Here is a 19208-nt window from a genome sequence, read left to right as displayed (position 1 = left end):
CAGCACATGTCGGCTGAAACTGCATTGATTTCACCCCGCAGGCCGAAGGCCAAACCGTCATGGGGCGGGCGGATCACCCGGCGGATACTCACCGGCGTGCTGGTACTCTGGGCGGCGGTCACTTTGTCGTTTATCAGCGTTTACCTCGCGCCGGGCGATATTGTCAGTTTACTGATGGGCGAACAGGTGCACACTCCGGCGATTGAGGCGGCGATCCGCGCTGAATGGGGATTGGATCAGCCGTTGTATCTGCAATATCTGCATTACCTGTGGCGGGTACTGCACGGCGATTTTGGCCGTTCGTACCTGCTTAATACGGACGTCAGTTCACTGGTGTTATCGCAACTGTGGCCAACGCTGAAACTCACCGCTCTGGCGCTGGTGGTCAGCCTGGTCTTTGCCGTGCTGATGGCGGTCACTACCGCGCATCGTCGCTGGGGACAGCGTATCGCCGGCTGCGTGGAACTGATTCTGGCCTCTACGCCCTCTTTCTGGCTTGGCATCGTGCTGCTGTTTATCTTCAGCTTTACCCTGCGCTGGTTTCCGGTCGCCGGTGACCGCAGTTTTTCGTCACTGGTGTTACCGGCGCTGTCACTCGGCCTGGCACAAGGCGCTGTCGTTTCGCAGGTGCTGCGGCGCGGGCTGGAAGATGCGCTCAATGAACCTTTTGTTCTGACGCTGCGCGCCTGGGGTTTGGGTAACACCGTTATCCGTTTACGCCATGCGCTGCGCCATGCCGCGCTGCCAGCCGTCACTCTCACCGGCTGGCTGATCGGCGGTCTGCTCAGCGGTGCGGTGATCACTGAACAGGTGTTTGGCCGTCCGGGTTTGGGCAAAATTACCGTCGATGCCGTGCTGGGTAAAGATTTGCCGGTAGTACTGGCGGTGGCGATTTTCTCGGCACTGGTGTACGTAGTGCTGAGCACACTGGTGGACATTTTGTACCTGTTTATCGATCCGCGCCTGCGCGACGCACCCGCTGCCGGAGAGGAAAATCCATGAGTCAGTTTCTGATGTCCGGGCGCATCACACGCCGCTTTCCCGCTGGCTATTTGCTGGCTGCCGGTTTTTTATGTCTGGTGCTGCTGGCGGTGGTCTTCCCCGGTTTGCTGACCCATCACGACCCGTTAAATGCCGATCCGGTCAATGCGCAGCTTCCCCCTTCTGCCGGGCACTGGCTGGGCACCGATCAGCTTGGCCGCGACGTGCTGGCGCGCATTATTTATGGCAGCCGCTATTCCCTGCTGATCAGTCTGGCGGCGATGGCCGTGGCAGTGAGTATTGGCAGCCTGCTCGGCCTGCTGGCCGGCTTGTTTAAAGGACCTGCGGATGAACTGATCAGCCGCGCGGTGGACGTGGTTTCTGCCTTTCCCGATCTGCTGCTGGCGCTGATGCTGATCGCGTTTACCGGCCCCGGCACCACCAATCTTATCTTCGCCCTGGGGGTGGCCTCGGTGCCTCGCTTCACCCGCGTGGTGCGGGCACAGACCTTCGTGGTGATGTCTTCCGGTTATGTCGAACAGGCCCGCACGCTGGGGCTGAAACGTCATGTGCTGGTCTGGCGTCACGTTTTGCCGCACGCCATTGCGCACGTTCCGGCGCTGGCTACGCTCGGGCTGGGCACAGCAATTATCGGCACCGCCGGGCTGAGTTTTCTCGGTATGGGGCCGCAACCGCCGACCGCCGAATGGGGGCTGATGCTGGCCGAAGGCCGTAATTATTTGCGCAATGCCTGGTGGATTGGCGTCTGGCCGGGTGTGGCAATCACCCTGACCGTCATTTCTGTGAATACCCTCGGGCGTCACTGGCAGGCGACTTTTGAAGGAAAACGCCCATGAGCAGCGAACTGTTTATTGATATCCGAAACTTGTCGATTTTCTTTCCGTCTGCGGGTGGTGAGAAAGCGGCGGTCAGCGGGCTGAATCTGCAACTCCGGCGCGGTGAATCCATTGCGTTTGTCGGCGAATCCGGTTCGGGGAAAACGGTCACGGCGCGCAGCCTGCTTGGCTTGCAGGATGACAAAGCGCGTATTACTGCGGATCGTTTTATGATCGGCGGCGAAGACATGCTCGGCGCAAGCCAGCGACGCTGGCGTAAAATTCGCGGCAGCCAGATTGGCTATGTATTGCAGGATGCGCTGGTCTCACTCGATCCGCTGCGACAGATTGGACGACAACTTCGCGATGCGCTCACTGCCAGCCGCCAGACCGATCCGAAGACACTCAGTGCACAGGTGATCGCTTCGCTAAAATCGGTGGGATTTCCCGATGCGCAAAACCGCCTCGGTGCCTATCCGCATCAGCTTTCCGGCGGTTTGCGCCAGCGTGTTTTGATTGCCAGCGCGCTGGCCGGAAATCCCTCTTTGCTGATTGCCGATGAACCCACCACTGCCCTGGACATGACAGTGCAAAAGCAGATTTTAGATCTGCTGCAACAGCGGCGAGACAACGGCCAAAGCCTGCTGCTGATCAGCCACGATTTGGCGGTCGTCGGGCAACTGGCGGACCGCATTCTGGTGATGCATCAGGGGAAAGTGGTCGAAGAAGGCCCCGGTGAAAAACTGCTGACCGCACCGGATCATCCGTATACGCAACAGTTGCTGGCGGCGGTTCCGAGCCCGGCAACGCGCGGTTTGCAGCTCTCCGGTCAGCGTGGCGTCCCCCTGCCTGTGCGCAATATCTCAACGCAAAATCCTGTACTGGAAGCCAGTAATCTCAGCAAAGAGTACGCCGGAAAAACGGTGGTCAGTCACGTCAGTCTGCACCTGTTTGCCGGAGAAACGCTGGGTATTGTCGGCGAATCCGGCTCAGGGAAAACCACACTGGCCCGCATGATCCTCGGGCTGACCGAACCGGTTTCCGGCACCATTAACATCCAGGGACACCGCTGGAGCCAGGTTGAGGAAGCGCAGCGCAGGCTGCGACGCCGGGGTATTCAGCTGATTGCACAGGATCCGCTGAGTTCGTTTGACCCGCGCTATAACGTGGAGAAAATTATCGGCGAAAGCCTCGACAATGCAGGCATTTTTGGCGCACAGCGGCGCAACCGCATCCGGCAGTTGCTTGATGAAGTGCAACTGGGCGACAGTTTTTTGCACCGTTATCCGCGCGAACTTTCCGGCGGCCAGCGTCAGCGTGTGGCGATTGCCCGCGCCTTTGCCCCGAATCCGGCGCTGCTGGTGGCCGATGAGCCGGTGAGTGCGCTGGATGTCTCCGTTCAGGCCCAGGTGCTGGACTTACTGGCAAAAATGCAGGCCGAGCACCGTACCGCGCTGTTATTTATCTCGCACGATTTAGGTGTAGTCCATCATCTGGCTGACCGGGTAATGGTGATGAAAGACGGCAGCGTGGTGGAGCACGGGCAGGTCGATGATGTGTTTCACCGCCCTGCCCATCCGTGGACGCGGCAGCTTATCCACGCGCTGCCGTCGGCGGGTTTAGGTGTGCAAACGGCGGCGACGCCGTAAGGCTTTACCGGCTAACGCAGCAAGCGACGCGCACAGCACGTAATACATCAGTCCGACAAACAGGAAGATTTCCGCCGGGTAAATTTGCACCCGGTTATTGACCTGTCCGGCCACGGTGGTCAGCTCCGGCACATTCACGATGAACGCCAGCGACGTATCTTTCACCAGCGAAATCAGCAATCCGAGATATGACGGCAACAGGTTCGGCCATGCCTGCGGCAGTAACACGAACAACAGCACTTTGCCGTAGCTCATGCCGGACGCGATCCCCGCTTCGGTTTGCCCGCGCGGCAAGGCTTCCAGACCCGCCAGCGTCGAATGCATCACCGCCGCCGAGGTAAACCAGGCCAGTGCCAGGATCACTGTCAGCGGGCCGGGAATCGATCCGCCAAACACCACCGGCAGCAGGAAATACAGCCAGAAAATCACGAAAATCAGCGGGATCCCGCGGATAAAGGATGCCCAGATGAACAGGATTTTTCGCGTCCGGCCGCCGAAACGCCACGCCAGTGCCGCCATCAGCACTCCGGCCAGTAACGCCAGAACGCCCGCCGATGCCGCCATGATTAATGTGAGCAACACCCCGCCCGGCTCACCGTCGGCCAGTCTTCCCCACAGCAGATAAGTGAAATTATCCTGCAAAACAGACCAGTCAAATTCCATCGCGGGTTTCCTCCGTCATTGCCGCCTGCGGCCTGCGCTGCGGACGTTTCGGACCAAACGCCGTCATCAGCCCGCCGAGGAACAGTCCGAGCGCCAGATACAGCAATGTTCCGACCGCAAACCCTTCGAAGGCGTGTGCGTTATAGCTTTCAATCTGACTGACCTGATACGTCAGTTCCGAAAAACCGATGCCGGTCGCCAGCGAGGAAAGCTTCATCAGATTCAGATACTGACCGGTGACTGGCTGCCAGGCGTTGGTCAGCGCCTGCGGCAAAAGAATGGAAAGCAGCAATGTCTTGCGGCTGAACCCCTGCGAAATCGCCGCTTCAGTCTGGCCTTTGGGCACGGAATTCAGACCCGCCTGCACTTCTTCCACCAGAAACGCCGCCGTGAACAGCGCCAGCCCCCAGGCGGCACACAAAAATTCCGGCGTCAGCCATGAAATGTTGCCCGGAAACGTCGCCCACGGATGATTGTCGCCGATGTAAAAACGCCAGCTTTGCGGCAACGCGCCGTAAGCGGCGAAATACCAGAACAACAGTTGCACCAGCAACGGCGTATTCCTGAAAACAGAAACAAACGCCGCCACTGTGCCGCGGGCAATACGTGACGTGCTCAGACGCAGCGCGATCAGCAGCACTGTCAGTAACGTGGCGATCAGACTGCCCGCAAGGCTGACATACAGCGTGGTAAGAAAGCCGGAGATAATCCACTGCAACGGCTGGCCGCTCAGCACACCCGCCCAGTCAGGATGCCAGATCATCGCCCTGCTCCTGTCTGCGGATGCAGCGGAAACAATACTTTCTGCAAAAAACGCTGCGCACGCGGGTGCTGCGGACGCAGGAAGAAATCTTCCGGCTGTGCCTGTTCAAGAATTTCGCCTCCGTCCATAAAAATCACCCGGTCGGCAATTTCACGGGCGAAGCTCATTTCGTGCGTTACCACGATCATCGTGATGCCACTTTTCGCCAGTTCCTGCATCACCAGCAATACTTCGCCAATCATTTCCGGATCGAGCGCTGATGTCGGTTCATCAAACAAAATAATGCCCGGATCGGTGACCAGTGCACGGGCAATCGCCACGCGCTGCTGCTGTCCTCCCGAAAGCTCATCAGGATAATGCAGCGCTTTATCCCCCAGCCCGACACGCCCGAGCAATGCCCGTGCTTTTTCGCGTGCCACATTTTTCTTCCAGCCATGCACTTTGATCAGCGCCAGACTGACATTGTCCTCGGCAGTGAGATGCGCATACAGGTTGAACTGCTGAAACACAAAGCCGATATGCGTACGTAACTGGCGTAATGCCGCACCTTTGAGGTTTTGCGCCGGCTGATCGTTGATGAGAATTTCACCGTGGGTGACGGATTCAAGCTGGTTTATCAGGCGGATCAGGGTGGATTTGCCGGAACCGGAAGGCCCGCAAACGGCCACCACTTCGCCGCTGTCCACACGCAAATCGACGTTGCGGATCACCTCATGCGGACCAAAAGATTTACTGACCTGACGAAATTCGACGGCGGCGGTTTTAGCGGCCGGTGAATGTGAAAAAACCGCAGGCGATGCTGCGGTTGAGATAGTGTCCTGCTGCATGTGTCTTACCTTGCATAAAACAAATTATTTGGCTTCAATTTTGAACAGTCGCGGCTGAGGAGATTTAGTCTGCGGGCCGAACCAGACGTTATAAATGCTGACCGCCTGGCCATTTTTCTCCAGATTCAGCAGTTCGTCGTTGACCACTTTCAGCAGGCTGGTTTCGCCTTTTTTCACGCCAACGCCAATCTCTTCCTTGCTCAGTAATTCAGGCAGCACTTTGTATTTTGCCTTGTCCGGCGCGCCATCCAGCAGACCGGCCAGAATGGTGCTGTCCTGGGTAATCGCCTGCACGTTGCCGTTACGTAAAGCGGAAAGCGCCAGCGGAATATCGTCATAAGACAACACACGGGATTGCGGGAAGCGGTTATGCAACTCCTGCTCGCCGGTGGTGCCTTTCACCGCGCCAATGCGCGCCGTGGCATAGGCATCCAGTTTATCCGGTGAACCCGCAGGCACCAGGAACTGCTGGCCGGTGACGAAATAAGGCACGGAGAAGTCGATTACTTTCGCGCGTTCCGGCGTGATGGTGATATCAGCCACAATCAGATCCGCCTTGCCGGACTGCAACAACGGAATACGGTTGGCCGGATTAGTCGGCACCAGTTGCAATTTCACACCCAGTGTTTTCGCCAGCGCTTTGGCGAAATCGACGTCATAACCGACAATATCGTGCGTTTTCGCATCCACAGACCCAAACGGCGGATTGGAATCGAAAGTCGCCACTTTCACAACACCGGCTTTTTTAATATCTGCCAGCTGGTCAGCATGGGCGGCAAAAGTGGAAAGCGTGCTGAGTGCCAGAAACAAACCGGCAGCAATTTTGCTTGTTGTCATTTGACGTTTATTAAACTGAATAACGGCCATCGTTTTTCCTTATGAATAGTCTGCAGAGGGCTCGCGCCCCAAATTTACAAAGCAGGAGATTTAATTTTTTTTCTTTTGTGAGTCAGAGGATTGCATAAGGAATGAGGTCGGTGCCACTAACAAAAAAGGATATAGATGGATCAATTAAGCATAAGCTTTTCGGATGATCGTACGGGGAAATTGTGCATGCAGGCCATTCAGGGATCTTGCTTAACGGAGCAGCCTGGAGAGCAAAGGCTCCAGGCCGGAGAGATTTAAGAGGCGCGGCGGTAGTCGCCTCTTAAGGCCAGCGGGAGTGGCAACCCACAGTCTTGACGCTGCCCCTCTGCCCGGTACATCCCCACCACCTCACCGACAATCAGCAGCGCAGGCGTTTGCACCTGTCCGGTAAGGATCATGTCTGCCAGTGTCTCCAGCCTGCCGGTCAGTACCCGCTGTTCCGGCCGGGTGCCGCGCTCAATGACTGCGACCGGGGTCGTCCCCGGTAAGCCATGCGCCATCAGCTGGTGGCTGATGGTTTCGCTGTTGGCAATGCCCATATAAAACACCAGCGTCTGACGCGCTTCGGCCAGCGCCCGCCAGTCAACATCCGGCTCACCCTGTGCGCCATGACCGGTCACAAACCGCACTGACTGGGCCAGACTGCGGTGGGTCAGCGGAATACCCGTGGATGCCGCACACCCCATCGCCGCCGTGATACCCGGCACGATGTGACACAGCACGCCGTGCTGCTGGCAATGTGCCATCTCCTCGCCGCCGCGACCGAACACAAACGGATCGCCCCCTTTGAGGCGCACCACGCGATACCCGGTCTGGGCCAGACTGACCAGCAACTGATTAATTTCTTCCTGTCCCAGCGTGTGATTGCGCGTCGATTTACCGGCATCGATACGCAGCGCCTCGTCCGGGATCAGTGCCATCACCGGCTCAGACACCAGCCGGTCAAACACCACCACATCCGCCTGCTGGATCACGCGCAGCGCTTTCAGGGTCAGCAGCTCGACATCCCCCGGCCCCGCTCCGACCAGCCAGACTTCACCGCGACACACCGGATTACGCCGGCTGGCACCCGCCAGAATTTGCGCGATCTGCTGCATCTGTAATGTTTTTTCGGGAATGTTGTTCATTGGCTGTCTCCCGCCGTCAGCGTGGCACGCTGACCGGCAATGATTTTTTTGAGTTCAGGAATGCATGAGCCGCAATTTGTGCCGCATTTTAGTTTTTCGCCAAGCTGTTGCACGTTGTGACATCCCTGGCGGACGGCTTCAGTGATTGGCATTTCCCCCACGGCATAACAGCTGCAAATAATGGCACCGGCGGTTTTTTTATCGCTGCCGGCACGGCCGGCCAGTAATGCCAGTCGCTGCTGTGCCGTATGCGGCGGTGTGGTGAATGCCGCCAGCACAGCCTGCCGGTCGGGTGACGGCGGCCTGCGGCGGGCATAGAACGCCAGTTGTAACGCGCCGTCAGACCAGGCCAGCAGGCTGAAACCGTCATCGCCCAGTTGCGCGGTCTGGCAGATCAGGTTGTCCGTGGCGTAAGACTCCTTCAGCCACGCCATCCAGTCTGCCGGCAGCGAAGAGTCGGCCAGCGTAAAGTGGGTCACACCCGGCTGGGTGATCAGGCTCCAGTACGTCGTCACTGGTGGCGTAATATTTTCACCACGCACAAACAGTTCGGCCTGCCACGCGGCAGGCCAGCGGCTCAGACTGACCGGCATATGTTTGCTTTCCGGCTGTCCCGACAGCGGATCAACATGCGCTTCAATCAGCGCATCAACCCGTGCCTGCTGGCTGAACCGGCTGTTCCAGTGCATCGGCACAAACACACTGCCGCGCCGTTGCAGAGGATCAGGTTGGGCGCGCAGCAACAACCAGCCGTGCGAGGAGGCAACGCGCACCAGATCGCCGGACCGGATCTGCGGCGCATCGTCGGGATGAAACTGACAAAACGGTTCACTGATGTGCTGCATCAGCCGCGCTGACTTACCGGTGCGCGTCATCGTGTGCCACTGGTCACGAACCCTGCCGGTGTTCATGATCAGCGGATATGCAGCGTTTGGCTGATTGACCGGCAGCCTGGGCGTGACCGGGATCAGCCGCGCTTTGCCGTCAGGATGGAAGAACGTGTTATCCGTAAACAGGCGCGTCGTGCCCTGCGGATTTGCCGCATTCACCGGCCACTGTACAGGCCGCAGGGTGTCCCATTCCTCATCCGAAAGCTGCGCCAGCCCGCTGATATCAAATGCCCGCGAACCGTGATTTTCAAAGCCGGAAAGCGCCGCATGTTCACGGAAAATCTCCGCCGGATGCTGCCAGGCGAATGCTTCGGCAAACCCCAGACGCTGCGCGACCTGACAGAGGATCCACCAGTCCGGTTTCGCCTCACCCGGTGCGGGCAGAAACGCACGCTGGCGCGAGATACAGCGTTCGGAATTGGTCACGGTGCCGTTTTTCTCGCCCCAGCCCAGCGCGGGCAGGCAGATATGCGCGGCGCGGGTGGTATCGGTGTCACGCATCATGTCAGAGACTATCACCAGCGGGCAGCGCGCCAGTCCGGCCCGCACCCGGTCGGCATCCGGCAGCGATACCAGCGGATTAGTGCCCATGATCCACACCGCTTTTATCCGGCCTTCTTCTACCGCGCGGAACAGATCCACAGCGTTCAGTCCGGCTGTTTTTGTTACGGCGTCACTTTTCCAGAAGCGCCCTACGCGGCTGATATCTTCCGGCGTAAAGCCCATGTGCGACGCCAGCTGATTGGCCAGCCCACCGACCTCCCGTCCGCCCATCGCGTTCGGCTGACCGGTAATCGAAAACGGTCCGCAGCCCGCGCGGCCGATATGGCCGGTTGCCAGATGCAGGTTAATAATGGCGTTGCATTTATCCACGCCGGAACCGGACTGGTTGATCCCCATCGAATACAGCGTCACCAGCCGCTGGCTGTGGCCTATCATCTGGTAAAACGCCAGCAACTGATCCACCGGTAATCCGCAATACGCGGCGGTACGCGCCACTGTCCAGTCCCGCGCCGCCCGCAAGACATCTTCAGCCCCCTGCGTATGGTGTTGCAGGTAAGCGCTGTCGAGTTTTCCGCTCTCCGCCATCGCGTTCAGCGCACCACAGAACAACGCCGCGTCACTGCCAGGTTGCAACGCCAGATGCAAATCGGCGATATCACAGGTGGCGGTCTGGCGCGGATCAATAACAATAATGCGCATCTGTGGCCGGTCCTTTTTGGCCTGTGCCAGCCGCTGATACACGACAGGATGCGCCCATGCTGTATTCGACCCGGTCAGCAAGACGCAGTCGGCCAGTTCCAGATCCTGATAACTGCACGGCACGGCGTCGGCCCCGAACGCGCGTTTGTAACCCGCCACGGCAGAAGCCATGCACAGCCGAGAATTGGTATCCATATTTCCCGCGCCGATAAAGCCTTTCATCAGTTTATTGGCGACATAATAATCTTCGGTCAGTAACTGACCGGAACCGTAAAACGCCACCGCCTGCGGGCCATGTTCGCCGATGACCGCCCGCAACCGCTGCGCTATCGTATCGAGAGCCAGCGCCCAGCTGACCGGCTGATGATCAATTTCCGGCTGCAACAGCCGCCCCTGTAAACCCAGCGTTTCTCCCAGCGCGCTGCCTTTTACGCATAAACGCCCGTGACTGGCCGGATGTGTTTTATCACCGCTGGCACTGAACCCTCCGGCCTGCGGCTGCATGCTGACACCACACCCGACGCCACAATAGGCGCAGGTGGTCAGTGCTGGTGTTGTGGCGACAGTTTTTTTCATACACTGACCGTCGCGATAACGTCGGTGTCGGCGGTTTTCACCCCCGGCTGTTCCTGTACCCAGACGCGGCCATTTTCCACTTTCACCGGCCACACGTTCAGTGTCGTCTGCGCGTCGTCCACGCTGCGCCCGTCGTGTAAACGGAAACGCTGTTTGTACAGCGGCGAAATTACCACCGGCTCACCTTTCACATCACCCACCAGCCCGCGTGCCAGCACGTTGGCGTCGCTGTCCGGCTCATGGTTACTCAGCGCGAAAACCTGCTGCGGATGATCCGGTAAATGGAACAGCGCAATCTGCCGGTTAGCCAGCCGCGCCGCCATACCGGCATTGGCCGGTATGGCACTCAGATCGCACAAAGCCACCCAGCCCTGCACCGCCATCACCGGCGGGTTGACCGCGTTAACGGCAATAACAGCCCGTTCCTGCGACGTTGCCGGTCGAACCTGCTGACGCTCCGTCACCATCACTACCGTTTCATCCGGCTCGCTGCTGTTGACGAACGGGCGGAACAGCGCCAGCCGGTCCGGATCTGCCAGCGTGGTTTGCCATTCGCACTGATACGTGCCGACCACTGCGTTCATCTCACTTTCCAGTTCTGCGCCGATGTGCAGGCTGTCTTCCAGCACCACCTGACGCAGGTAATCCATGCCGCCCTCGAGATTATCCATCCAGGTGCTGGTACGTTGCAGACGGTCAGCGGTACGGATGTAAAACATCAGAAAGCGGTCTACGGTGCGGATCAGATCTTCCGTGCTCATGTCCTGCGCCAGTAAATCAGCGTGGCGCGGTTTCATGCCGCCGTTGCCGCACACGTAGAGGTTCCAGCCCTTTTCGGTGGCAATCACGCCGACGTCTTTGCTCTGTGCTTCGGCGCATTCACGGGTACAACCCGAGACCGCCATTTTGATTTTATGCGGGGAGCGCAGCCCCTTGTAACGATTCTCCAGTTGCAGCGCCAGCCTGGTGGAATCCTGCACCCCATAGCGGCACCAGCTTGAACCGACACAGGATTTCACCGTGCGCAGCGATTTGCCATAGGCGTGACCGGTTTCAAACCCGGCGTCCACCAGTTGCTGCCAGATTTCCGGCAGTTGTTCGAGGCGGGCACCGAATAAATCCACCCGTTGCCCGCCGGTAATTTTGGTATAGAGGTTGTAACGTTTTGCAATCTGGCCGATAGCGATAAGCCCGTCGGGGGTGATTTCACCGGCCGGAATGCGCGGCACCACGGAATAAGTTCCGTCTTTCTGAATGTTGGCGAAGTAACGATCGTTGGTATCCTGCAACGGTAAATGCTGCGGTTTGAGCAGGTAATCGTTCCAGCAGGACGCCAGAATGGATCCCACCAGTGGCTTGCAGATTTCACAGCCGCGACCGTGGCCGTGTTTCTCAATCAGTTCATCAAAGCTGCGAAGCTTGCCCATACGCACCAGGTGATAAATTTCCTGACGCGAATAGGCAAAGTGCTCGCAGACGTCTTTTTTCACTTCTACGCCCATTTCGGTCAGCGCGAATTCCATCACCTGTTTGGTCAGCGCTGCACAGCCGCCGCAGCCGGTCGCCGCTTTGGTGCAGGCTTTGACCGCCGCCATATCGCCGCAACCGCCCTTCACCGCGTCACAGATATCTGATTTGCTGACGTTATGGCAGGAACAAATTTGCGCGCCGTCCGGCAGTGCCGCGACGCCCGGCGTGTGTGGCGCTGCACCGGCACTGACGGGCAGGATCAGGTTTTCCGGACTGGCGGGCAGCGGCATATCGTTAAGCATCATCTGCAACAACGTGCTGTATTCGTTGCTGTCGCCGACCAGCACCGCGCCGAGCAGGCGTTTGCCGTCCTGCGAGACCACGATTTTTTTGTACACTTCCGCCGGACCGTCGACCCAGCTATAACTCTGACTGCCCGGCGTGCGGCCATGCGCATCGCCGACTGAGGCCACTTCTACGCCCAGCAGTTTCAGTTTAGTGCTCATGTCCGCGCCTTTAAACGCCACCTCGCTGCCGGAAAGCGTATCGGCCAGCGTGCGCGCCATCTGGTAGCCGGGGGCGACCAGACCGAAAATCTGCCCGTTCCATAAGGCACATTCGCCGATAGCAAAAATGGCCGGATCAGAGGTACGGCACTGATCGTTAATCACAATGCCGCCACGCGGCCCGACCTCCAGCCCGCACTCTTTTGCCAGCTGATCGCGCGGACGGATACCGGCGGAGAACAGCACCAGATCGGTTTCCAGATGACCGCCGTCAGCAAATTCCATGCGATAGCGACAGGTTTCACCGGTCACGATAGCGCGGGTTTCTTTGCCGGTATGCACCTGCACATCCAGCGCTTCAACTTTGCGGCGCAGCATAGCGGCACCACCTTCATCAAGCTGAACACCCATCAGCCGGGGCGCAAACTCCACCACATGTGTTTGCAACCCGAGATGTTTCAGTGCATTCGCTGCTTCCAGCCCCAGCAAACCACCGCCCACCACCACACCGGTTTTGCCGGTGGCTGCACAGGCCTGAATCGCCGCCAGATCGTCCAGCGTGCGGTAAACCAGGCAGCCCGGCGCATCGTTGCCCGGAATTGGCGGCACAAACGGGTAAGAACCGGTCGCCAGTACCAGCAAATCGTAAGCCGTCTGGCGCCCCTGATGATCGACCACAAACCGGTGGCGGGTGTCGATATGACCGATACTGTGCCCGAGGCGCAGTTCAATGCCGGTCGACTCAAAGAAACCCTCTTCTACCACCGACAGCGACTCAGCACTGCGACCGGAGAAAAACTCAGACAAATGTACCCGGTCGTAAGCGGGTGACTTTTCTTCTGCAAAAACAATTACCTGGTATTGAAGATGCAATTCACGCTCGACCAGTTGTTGCAGGAAATGGTGGCCGACCATGCCGTGTCCGGCCATAACTAATACGGGTTTCGACATTACTGTGCTCCTGGTTACCCCGGCGGGTAACTGTTCTGATTTAACGGGCGGAAGGCCGTCAGCGGCCGGTTCATCGCCGGGGCTGAAGATGCTCAGTGGCATCCGGTGGATGACGGGATTGCTGATGCGGGCGAAGTACGCCGGTCCGTCGCTGATATCGCCCCACAGCAGTACGCCGGTAAGCTGGTTGTCGCGCAGCAACAGGCGGCGGTAGTGGCCGTCAACCGGATCAGACATCGTGTGAATTTGTTCGCCGTCACCGCCGTGCAGTTCACCGGCGCAGAACAGATCAATGCCGGTTACTTTCAGACGCAGCGGTGCCCTGTGCTCCACCGAAGAAACGACCGGTGCACCCGCCAGACGGGCCGCCAGCGTCTCAGCCTGTTGCCAGCACGGCGCGACCAGACCGGCGGTCAGGTTCCCCTGCTGACAGCATTCACCGATGGCCGAAATAGCCGGGTCGGTGGTTTGCAGCGTGTCGCTGACCAGAATGCCGCGATCACAATCCAGTCCGGCAGCCTGCGCCAGCGCAATATCGGGCCGGACACCGGCGGCCACCACCACGCGCCGCGCAGGAATTTCACGCCCGTCGCTGAGTATCACCGCTCTGACGTTGCCGGAAGGGTCACCGGCATATGCCACCGTCTGCGCCTGCAAAACCGACCTGATACCGCGTGTCCCGAGGCTGACACGAAGCAGTTCTGCGGTATGTTCATCAAGCTGGCTGTCCATCAGATGAGCGCCGCGATGCAACAGGCTGACCTGCATGCCTCTCAGCGCCAGTGCGGCGGCGGTTTCTACCCCTAAAACGCCGCCGCCAATCACCGCGACCGGTTGTCCGTCGTCCTCTCCGCGGAGGATGTTTTCCACATCCTGCTGATTTCTGAAACCGTGAATACCCTGCAGTTGTGCGCCCGGCACCGGCGGCATAAAAGGCCGCGAACCGGTGGCGAGCACCAGATGGTCATAATCAAACACCCGCCCGCCAGCCCGCACCCTGCGGGCAGCGCGGTTAATTCCTGTCGCCGCCTCCCCGGCGATAAACGTGACGTTGTGACCTTTGTACCACTGCGCGTCATGGGTCACGATCTCATCGAAATGTTTCTCCCCGGCAAGTACCGGTGTAAGCAGAATGCGGTTATACGCGGGTTGATTTTCTTCGCCGATGACCAAAATGCGGTAACGGTCCGGCGCACGTTCGCACAGCCTTTCCACCAGCCGTACGCCCGCCATTCCGTTGCCGATCACTATCAGAGTGGGTTTATCCATTGCGCTTATCCCGCCTGCTGAATCAGGCAACCGACCGGTGTTTTTCATACAGGAACTGCAGAACCTGCTGACGGTACTGGTGGAACATAGGGTCGTTCGCCAGTGCCAGCCGTGAGCGCGGGCGCGCCAGTTCCACCTGCAACACGTCGCCGACTTTTGCTGCCGGTCCGTTGGTCATCATCATTACGCGATCCGAAAGCAGCACCGCTTCGTCCACGTCATGTGTAATAAGCAAAATCGTGGTTTTCAGGCGTGACTGGATCTCCATCACCGCATCCTGCAAATGCGCACGGGTTAAAGCGTCGAGTGCGCCGAAGGGTTCATCCATCAGTAACACTTTCGGTTTCATCGCCAGTGCACGGGCGATGCCCACCCGCTGTTTCATACCGCCGGAAATCTCACCCGGACGTTTATCAGCAGCGTGTCCCATGTGCACCAGGTCGAGGTTGTGCGAAATCCAGTCACGCATTTCACTTTTACTCATTACCCCTTTGAACACCTGATTCACCGCCAGCGCGACGTTCTCAAAAGTGGTCAGCCACGGCAGCAGAGAATGGTTCTGAAACACCACGCCGCGTTCCGGGCCAGGACCGGTAATTTCCTGGTTATCACACAGCAGCACGCCTTCCGTCGGACGGCTCAGCCCGGCAATCAGGTTCAGCAAGGTGGATTTTCCGCAACCGGAATGACCAATCAGGCTGACCGTTTCACCCTGTGCAATATCAAAGCTGACATTGTCGAGCGCCAGAAACGGGCCTTTGGCGGTCGGGAAACTCTGGCTGACGTTCTGCACGCGGATAATGGCTTGGTTGTTTTTCATCTCAGGCTCCTAACGGTTGTCATAACTGAAGCGGCGGGCAATGACCATCAACCCCTGTTCCAGCACCATCCCCACCACCCCAATCAGCAGAATGGCGATAATGATGTTTTCCACGTTGAGGTTGTTCCATTCGTTCCAGATCCAGAAACCAATCCCGACACCACCGGTGAGCATTTCAGCGGCAACAATCACCAGCCACGCGATACCAATCGACAGACGTACACCGGTGAGGATGTAAGGCAGTACGGCAGGAAAAAGGATCTTGCGCATCACGGTGAATTCACTGAGTTTCAGCACCCGCGCGACGTTGAGATAATCCTGCGGAATACGCATTACGCCCTCAGCCGTGTTGAGGATCATCGGCCAGATCGAGCAGATAAAAATGGTCCACGCCGAGGCGGGTTCTGCGCGCTGGAATAACAGCAAACCGATAGGCAACCAGGCCAGCGGACTGACTGGTCGCAGCAATGAAATGATCGGATTGAGCATGCTGGCGATAAAACTGAAGCGCCCGATCAGAAATCCCGCCGGGATGCCGATCAGTGCCGCCAGCCCGAAGCCCATCGCCACACGTTTAAGCGACGCCAGAACGTTCCAGCCAATGCCCATGTCGTTCGGCCCGGCGATGTAAAACGGATCGGCGAAAATCACTTTCGCCGCTTCCCAGGTTTTCAGCGGGGTCGGAAACCCTTTACTGCTGAGCGCGGCAATTTGCCAGATGGCGATCAGTACGATGGCTCCCAGCAGCGCCGGAATAGCTTTTTGCAAAACACGGTGCATCACGACGCGCAACCGTGCGGTATCAGTCGTTTTTACGGCACTGACCGGCGCGGCTGCGTTCTGCGTTACCGGGGCGATCGGTACAATTTGTGCACTCACCGGTTCAGGCAGCGCGACAACATGAGATTTTGAATTCATGGACATCAGCGACCTCACTTAACGTTTCATGGCAAAACTGTTGGCATATTCAGCAGGGTTGCTGCCGTCCCAGACTTTTCCGTCTATCAGCGTGCTGCTGCGCATATCACCGGACGGCAGGTTGATGCCACCAGCCGCAGTCGCCGCCTGTTTATAGACGTCAATACGGTTAATTTTTTGGGCGACGGCCAGATAGTCCGGATCATTGTTCAGCAATCCCCAGCGTTTGTGCTGAGTCAGGAACCACATGCCGTCGGAGAGATACGGATAGTTGACCGCGCCGTCGTTGAAGAAACGCATGCTGTGTGCGTCTTTCCACTTTTTGCCCAGTCCGTTTTCGTAATCGCCAAGCATCCGTCCCTGAATCGTTGCTACCGGCGTATTGATGTAGGCTCGTGCTGAGATAACCTGCGCGGTTTCGATACGGTTGGCGTCAGAAGTGTCAATCCAGCGTGAGGCGTCAAGTACCGCAGCGGTCAGCGAACGGGCGGCGTTGGGATTAGCCGCGACCCAGGCCGACGTGGTGCCGAGAATTTTTTCCGGATGATCCGGCCAGATATCCTGTGACGTGACCGCAGTGAAACCTATTTCGTCCTGAATGGCGCGCTGATTCCAGGGTTCGCCGACGCAGTAACCGCTCATGTTGCCGATCTTCATGTTCACTGCCATTTGCGGCGGCGGCACGACCACGTTACGCACATCGTTAAACGGGTGGATACCGGCGTTCGCCAGCCAGTAATACAGCCACATGGCGTGAGTACCGGTGGGGAAAGTCTGCGCAAAGGTGTAGGTGCCTTTCGCGCTGGCATCGACCCTTTTTTTCAGCGAGTCCCCGTCGGTGACACCGGCCTGTTTCAGCTGATTAGAAAGCGTGATCGCCTGTCCGTTATTATTGAGCGACATCAGCATTGCCATGTCGTGCTGCGGACCGGATACGCCCAGTTGCAGGCCATACACCAGCCCGTAAAGCACATGCGCGGCATCGAGTTCGCCGGACACGAGTTTGTCGCGCACTGATGCCCAGCTCGATTCCTTGCTGGGGATAATTTTGATGCCGTACTTTTCATCAAATTTTTTCATTGCCGCCATCACCACGGAGGCACAATCGGTCAGCGGAATAAATCCGACGCGGATTTCTTTTTTCTCGGGCGCATCTGAACCGGCCGCCCAGACGCTGTTCATAAAGCCCGGCATCATCATGCTGCCGCCCAGTACCGCACTGCCGGCAATAAAGCGGCGGCGGGAGAATTGTCCCGGAGTTTTTTTATCATCTGGCGTCATTGCGGCTTCCTGTGATGTTGAAAAATGAACAAAAAAAAAGCGTCCAGTCAGCGCTCAGTTTCCTGAACGCTGACGGACGCCTTTATCCGTAATCCTGACTAAACCGCCATTGGTTTAGTCCTTATGTCGTAAAAACAATGCAGCTTATATGCCAACTTCGTACATCACTGTAAAAACAGCCTGTTAGCGGCTTTGCCGCGTCATTCCCGTCGCCCGGTGCACCGCGACAGAACGTGGTGCACATCACAATGGCACACCAACAGTGCAGATACTCCTTAAGGATTAATCACTTTTCTTCCCTAATACTGCCGACACCGCGAGCATCGCTTCGGCGATGTCCGACAGTTTCTTGTTCTGGTTCATCGCCATATCACGCAGGGTTTTATGCGCCTGCGGTTCGGTCAGTCCGTGATGTTGCATCAGCAATCCTTTGGCGCGTTCCACCAGCTTTCGCTCAGCCAGCGTCGCGCGAAGCCCGGCCAGTTCAGCGTCGAGTGCCTGTAACTGACGGGATTGCTGCTCGACCAGTTCCAGGACGGAACGACTCAGTTGCGGCGGGATCAGCGCCGGATAATGCGAATCCTGCGGGGGAATTTGCCCGATATCCTGCTGCTGAAGGGCAAGAGACGCCTGCGCTTCACGGATCCGCTCGCGGCAGCACGCCATCAGAACGTCTTCAAGCACATCTTCCACCACTTTCATCCCGTCAATACGTGCCGTGGTCACCTCAAACCAACGCAGCGCGGCAGCCGGACCCTCGTCCGCCGGTGTGGTGCGGGTACAGGCAATTCGCCGCAGGCGCTCGAACTCGCTGCTGTCGGTGTCCAGTTGCTGTTGCCACAGCGCCAGACAGCGGGCATCGGCAAACTCCCTGAAGGTTTGAAAACACCGCTCCTGGCCTTCGATCAGTGCCAAAAGCTGCTGGTGTGCCACGTCATCGAAATGCCGTGCGGCAAATCCTGCTGCGCCGGTTGCACGCTCCTGTCCGGCCAGTTCTTTACCCTGCATAAAACTGAACATTGCCAGTAACGTACGCGAAATAGACGGATCACCTGAAATATCAGCGGCTTCAAACACCAGCGCCAAATGTGTGCGGATAACCTCGCTGTATTGCCGCATCGCTTCCGGCTGGCTGATATCCTGTACCTGCACCTGACGGCGCAACACCGGCAAGGTGCTGAGGCTGTGTAAGACGGCAGCGATACGGCTGAACAGACGCGGCGCATTACCTATGCTCTGACCGTTCAGATCCAGCGCAAGCAACTGCTGATCCACTGCCTGTTCCGCCATCCGGACCTGTAGCGCCCGCTCACCCAGTTGCTCCGCCCACAGTTCGCCGTGCGAACATAAATAGATATTCGCCGTGCCCCGTTCACGTTGCAGCATGTGGATCAGCCTGCTGACCGCGCCGACCAGCCTGCCCATTTCCAACAGCTGTTGCAGGCAGAGAATTTCACTTTTTTTCGATGCCAGTACAAAATTAAGGGCAGAAAGGGACATGAATGAACCTGATATTGGCCAGAGATTGAGAAAGTAAAGCAAGAAGTGTGCCGGAAGGGGTAAGGCAAAACGGCCCGGTCAGCGCCCTCTCCTGCGAAGCGGAGAATCGGG

General features: G+C 58.1%; 14 protein-coding genes. 3 read left to right on the top strand and 11 right to left on the bottom strand.

The window, feature by feature from the left end; genetic code table 11:
• Positions 1-6: 6 nt before the first annotated feature.
• From EVX52_RS04070 to EVX52_RS04060, 3 genes are read left to right on the top strand one after another with little or no spacing between them, the layout of a single operon-like run.
• The gene (locus EVX52_RS04070) at positions 7-1002 is read left to right on the top strand and encodes an ABC transporter permease (RefSeq protein WP_129990652.1); all 996 of its coding nucleotides are present in this window, start codon (positions 7-9) and stop codon (positions 1000-1002) included.
• Positions 999-1838: an ABC transporter permease gene (locus tag EVX52_RS04065; RefSeq protein WP_235172884.1), complete on the top strand. Its 840-nt coding sequence runs from the start codon at positions 999-1001 to the stop codon at positions 1836-1838. Before EVX52_RS04070 ends, EVX52_RS04065 begins: the two co-directional genes overlap by 4 nt.
• Complete coding sequence (locus EVX52_RS04060; protein ID WP_129990651.1) at positions 1835-3466, top strand: ABC transporter ATP-binding protein; 1632 nt, start codon at positions 1835-1837, stop codon at positions 3464-3466. Before EVX52_RS04065 ends, EVX52_RS04060 begins: the two co-directional genes overlap by 4 nt.
• Here EVX52_RS04060 and EVX52_RS04055 read toward each other — a convergent pair.
• From EVX52_RS04055 to EVX52_RS04005, 11 genes are all read right to left on the bottom strand, one after another.
• Positions 3437-4129 carry an amino acid ABC transporter permease gene (locus tag EVX52_RS04055; protein ID WP_129990650.1) on the bottom strand — a complete coding sequence of 231 codons (693 nt, stop codon included), beginning with the start codon at positions 4127-4129 and terminating at the stop codon, positions 3437-3439. The two genes, EVX52_RS04060 and EVX52_RS04055, sit on opposite strands and share 30 nt — an antisense overlap.
• A complete protein-coding gene (locus EVX52_RS04050) occupies positions 4119-4892 on the bottom strand; it encodes an amino acid ABC transporter permease (protein WP_129990649.1) in 774 nt (257 codons plus the stop codon). Before EVX52_RS04050 ends, EVX52_RS04055 begins: the two co-directional genes overlap by 11 nt.
• Entirely contained in the window at positions 4889-5719 is an 831-nt protein-coding gene (locus tag EVX52_RS04045) for an amino acid ABC transporter ATP-binding protein (protein WP_129990648.1), read from the bottom strand. The genes EVX52_RS04050 and EVX52_RS04045 overlap by 4 nt, the downstream gene beginning before the upstream one ends.
• Before the next feature lie 24 nt (positions 5720-5743).
• Positions 5744-6556, bottom strand: coding sequence for an ABC transporter substrate-binding protein (locus EVX52_RS04040; protein ID WP_235172886.1), 813 nt, complete (start codon positions 6554-6556; stop codon positions 5744-5746).
• A gap of 284 nt (positions 6557-6840) precedes the next feature.
• Positions 6841-7683, bottom strand: coding sequence for a uroporphyrinogen-III C-methyltransferase (cobA, locus tag EVX52_RS04035; protein WP_370278315.1), 843 nt, complete (start codon positions 7681-7683; stop codon positions 6841-6843).
• Between the two features lie 26 nt (positions 7684-7709).
• Positions 7710-10382, bottom strand: coding sequence for a nitrate reductase (locus EVX52_RS04030; RefSeq protein ID WP_129990647.1), 2673 nt, complete (start codon positions 10380-10382; stop codon positions 7710-7712).
• Positions 10379-14578: a nitrite reductase large subunit NirB gene (nirB, locus tag EVX52_RS04025; protein WP_129990646.1), complete on the bottom strand. Its 4200-nt coding sequence runs from the start codon at positions 14576-14578 to the stop codon at positions 10379-10381. The genes EVX52_RS04030 and nirB overlap by 4 nt, the downstream gene beginning before the upstream one ends.
• A gap of 22 nt (positions 14579-14600) precedes the next feature.
• On the bottom strand, positions 14601-15398 hold the full coding sequence (locus EVX52_RS04020) for an ABC transporter ATP-binding protein (RefSeq protein ID WP_129951412.1): 798 nt from the start codon (positions 15396-15398) through the stop codon (positions 14601-14603).
• A gap of 9 nt (positions 15399-15407) precedes the next feature.
• Positions 15408-16322 carry a nitrate ABC transporter permease gene (gene ntrB, locus EVX52_RS04015; RefSeq protein WP_129990645.1) on the bottom strand — a complete coding sequence of 305 codons (915 nt, stop codon included), beginning with the start codon at positions 16320-16322 and terminating at the stop codon, positions 15408-15410.
• A gap of 12 nt (positions 16323-16334) precedes the next feature.
• Positions 16335-17597 carry a CmpA/NrtA family ABC transporter substrate-binding protein gene (locus EVX52_RS04010; protein WP_129990644.1) on the bottom strand — a complete coding sequence of 421 codons (1263 nt, stop codon included), beginning with the start codon at positions 17595-17597 and terminating at the stop codon, positions 16335-16337.
• 282 nt (positions 17598-17879) lie between these two features.
• Positions 17880-19097 (bottom strand): nitrate regulatory protein, encoded by a 1218-nt coding sequence (locus EVX52_RS04005; protein WP_129990643.1) that lies wholly within the window; start codon positions 19095-19097, stop codon positions 17880-17882.
• Positions 19098-19208: the final 111 nt, after the last annotated feature.

Origin of the sequence: Rahnella sp. CFA14(1/10), assembly GCF_004195095.1 — a bacterium.
Taxonomy (GTDB): Bacteria; Pseudomonadota; Gammaproteobacteria; order Enterobacterales; family Enterobacteriaceae; genus Rahnella; species Rahnella perminowiae.
This window is presented reverse-complemented; position numbering and strand designations above follow the sequence as displayed.

Excerpts from the sequence above, each read along its gene's own strand:
- EVX52_RS04020 (WP_129951412.1), bottom strand. The coding sequence starts at position 15,398 with ATGAAAAACAACCAAGCCATTATCCGCGTGCAGAACGTCAGCCAGAGT.
- EVX52_RS04055 (WP_129990650.1), bottom strand. The coding sequence starts at position 4,129 with ATGGAATTTGACTGGTCTGTTTTGCAGGATAATTTCACTTATCTGCTG.
- nirB (WP_129990646.1), bottom strand. The coding sequence starts at position 14,578 with ATGGATAAACCCACTCTGATAGTGATCGGCAACGGAATGGCGGGCGTA.
- EVX52_RS04030 (WP_129990647.1), bottom strand. The coding sequence starts at position 10,382 with ATGAAAAAAACTGTCGCCACAACACCAGCACTGACCACCTGCGCCTAT.
- EVX52_RS04070 (WP_129990652.1), top strand. The coding sequence starts at position 7 with ATGTCGGCTGAAACTGCATTGATTTCACCCCGCAGGCCGAAGGCCAAA.
- EVX52_RS04050 (WP_129990649.1), bottom strand. The coding sequence starts at position 4,892 with ATGATCTGGCATCCTGACTGGGCGGGTGTGCTGAGCGGCCAGCCGTTG.
- EVX52_RS04045 (WP_129990648.1), bottom strand. The coding sequence starts at position 5,719 with ATGCAGCAGGACACTATCTCAACCGCAGCATCGCCTGCGGTTTTTTCA.
- cobA (WP_370278315.1), bottom strand. The coding sequence starts at position 7,683 with ATGCAGCAGATCGCGCAAATTCTGGCGGGTGCCAGCCGGCGTAATCCG.
- EVX52_RS04005 (WP_129990643.1), bottom strand. The coding sequence starts at position 19,097 with ATGTCCCTTTCTGCCCTTAATTTTGTACTGGCATCGAAAAAAAGTGAA.
- ntrB (WP_129990645.1), bottom strand. The coding sequence starts at position 16,322 with ATGTCCATGAATTCAAAATCTCATGTTGTCGCGCTGCCTGAACCGGTG.
- EVX52_RS04010 (WP_129990644.1), bottom strand. The coding sequence starts at position 17,597 with ATGACGCCAGATGATAAAAAAACTCCGGGACAATTCTCCCGCCGCCGC.
- EVX52_RS04060 (WP_129990651.1), top strand. The coding sequence starts at position 1,835 with ATGAGCAGCGAACTGTTTATTGATATCCGAAACTTGTCGATTTTCTTT.
- EVX52_RS04040 (WP_235172886.1), bottom strand. The coding sequence starts at position 6,556 with ATGACAACAAGCAAAATTGCTGCCGGTTTGTTTCTGGCACTCAGCACG.
- EVX52_RS04065 (WP_235172884.1), top strand. The coding sequence starts at position 999 with ATGAGTCAGTTTCTGATGTCCGGGCGCATCACACGCCGCTTTCCCGCT.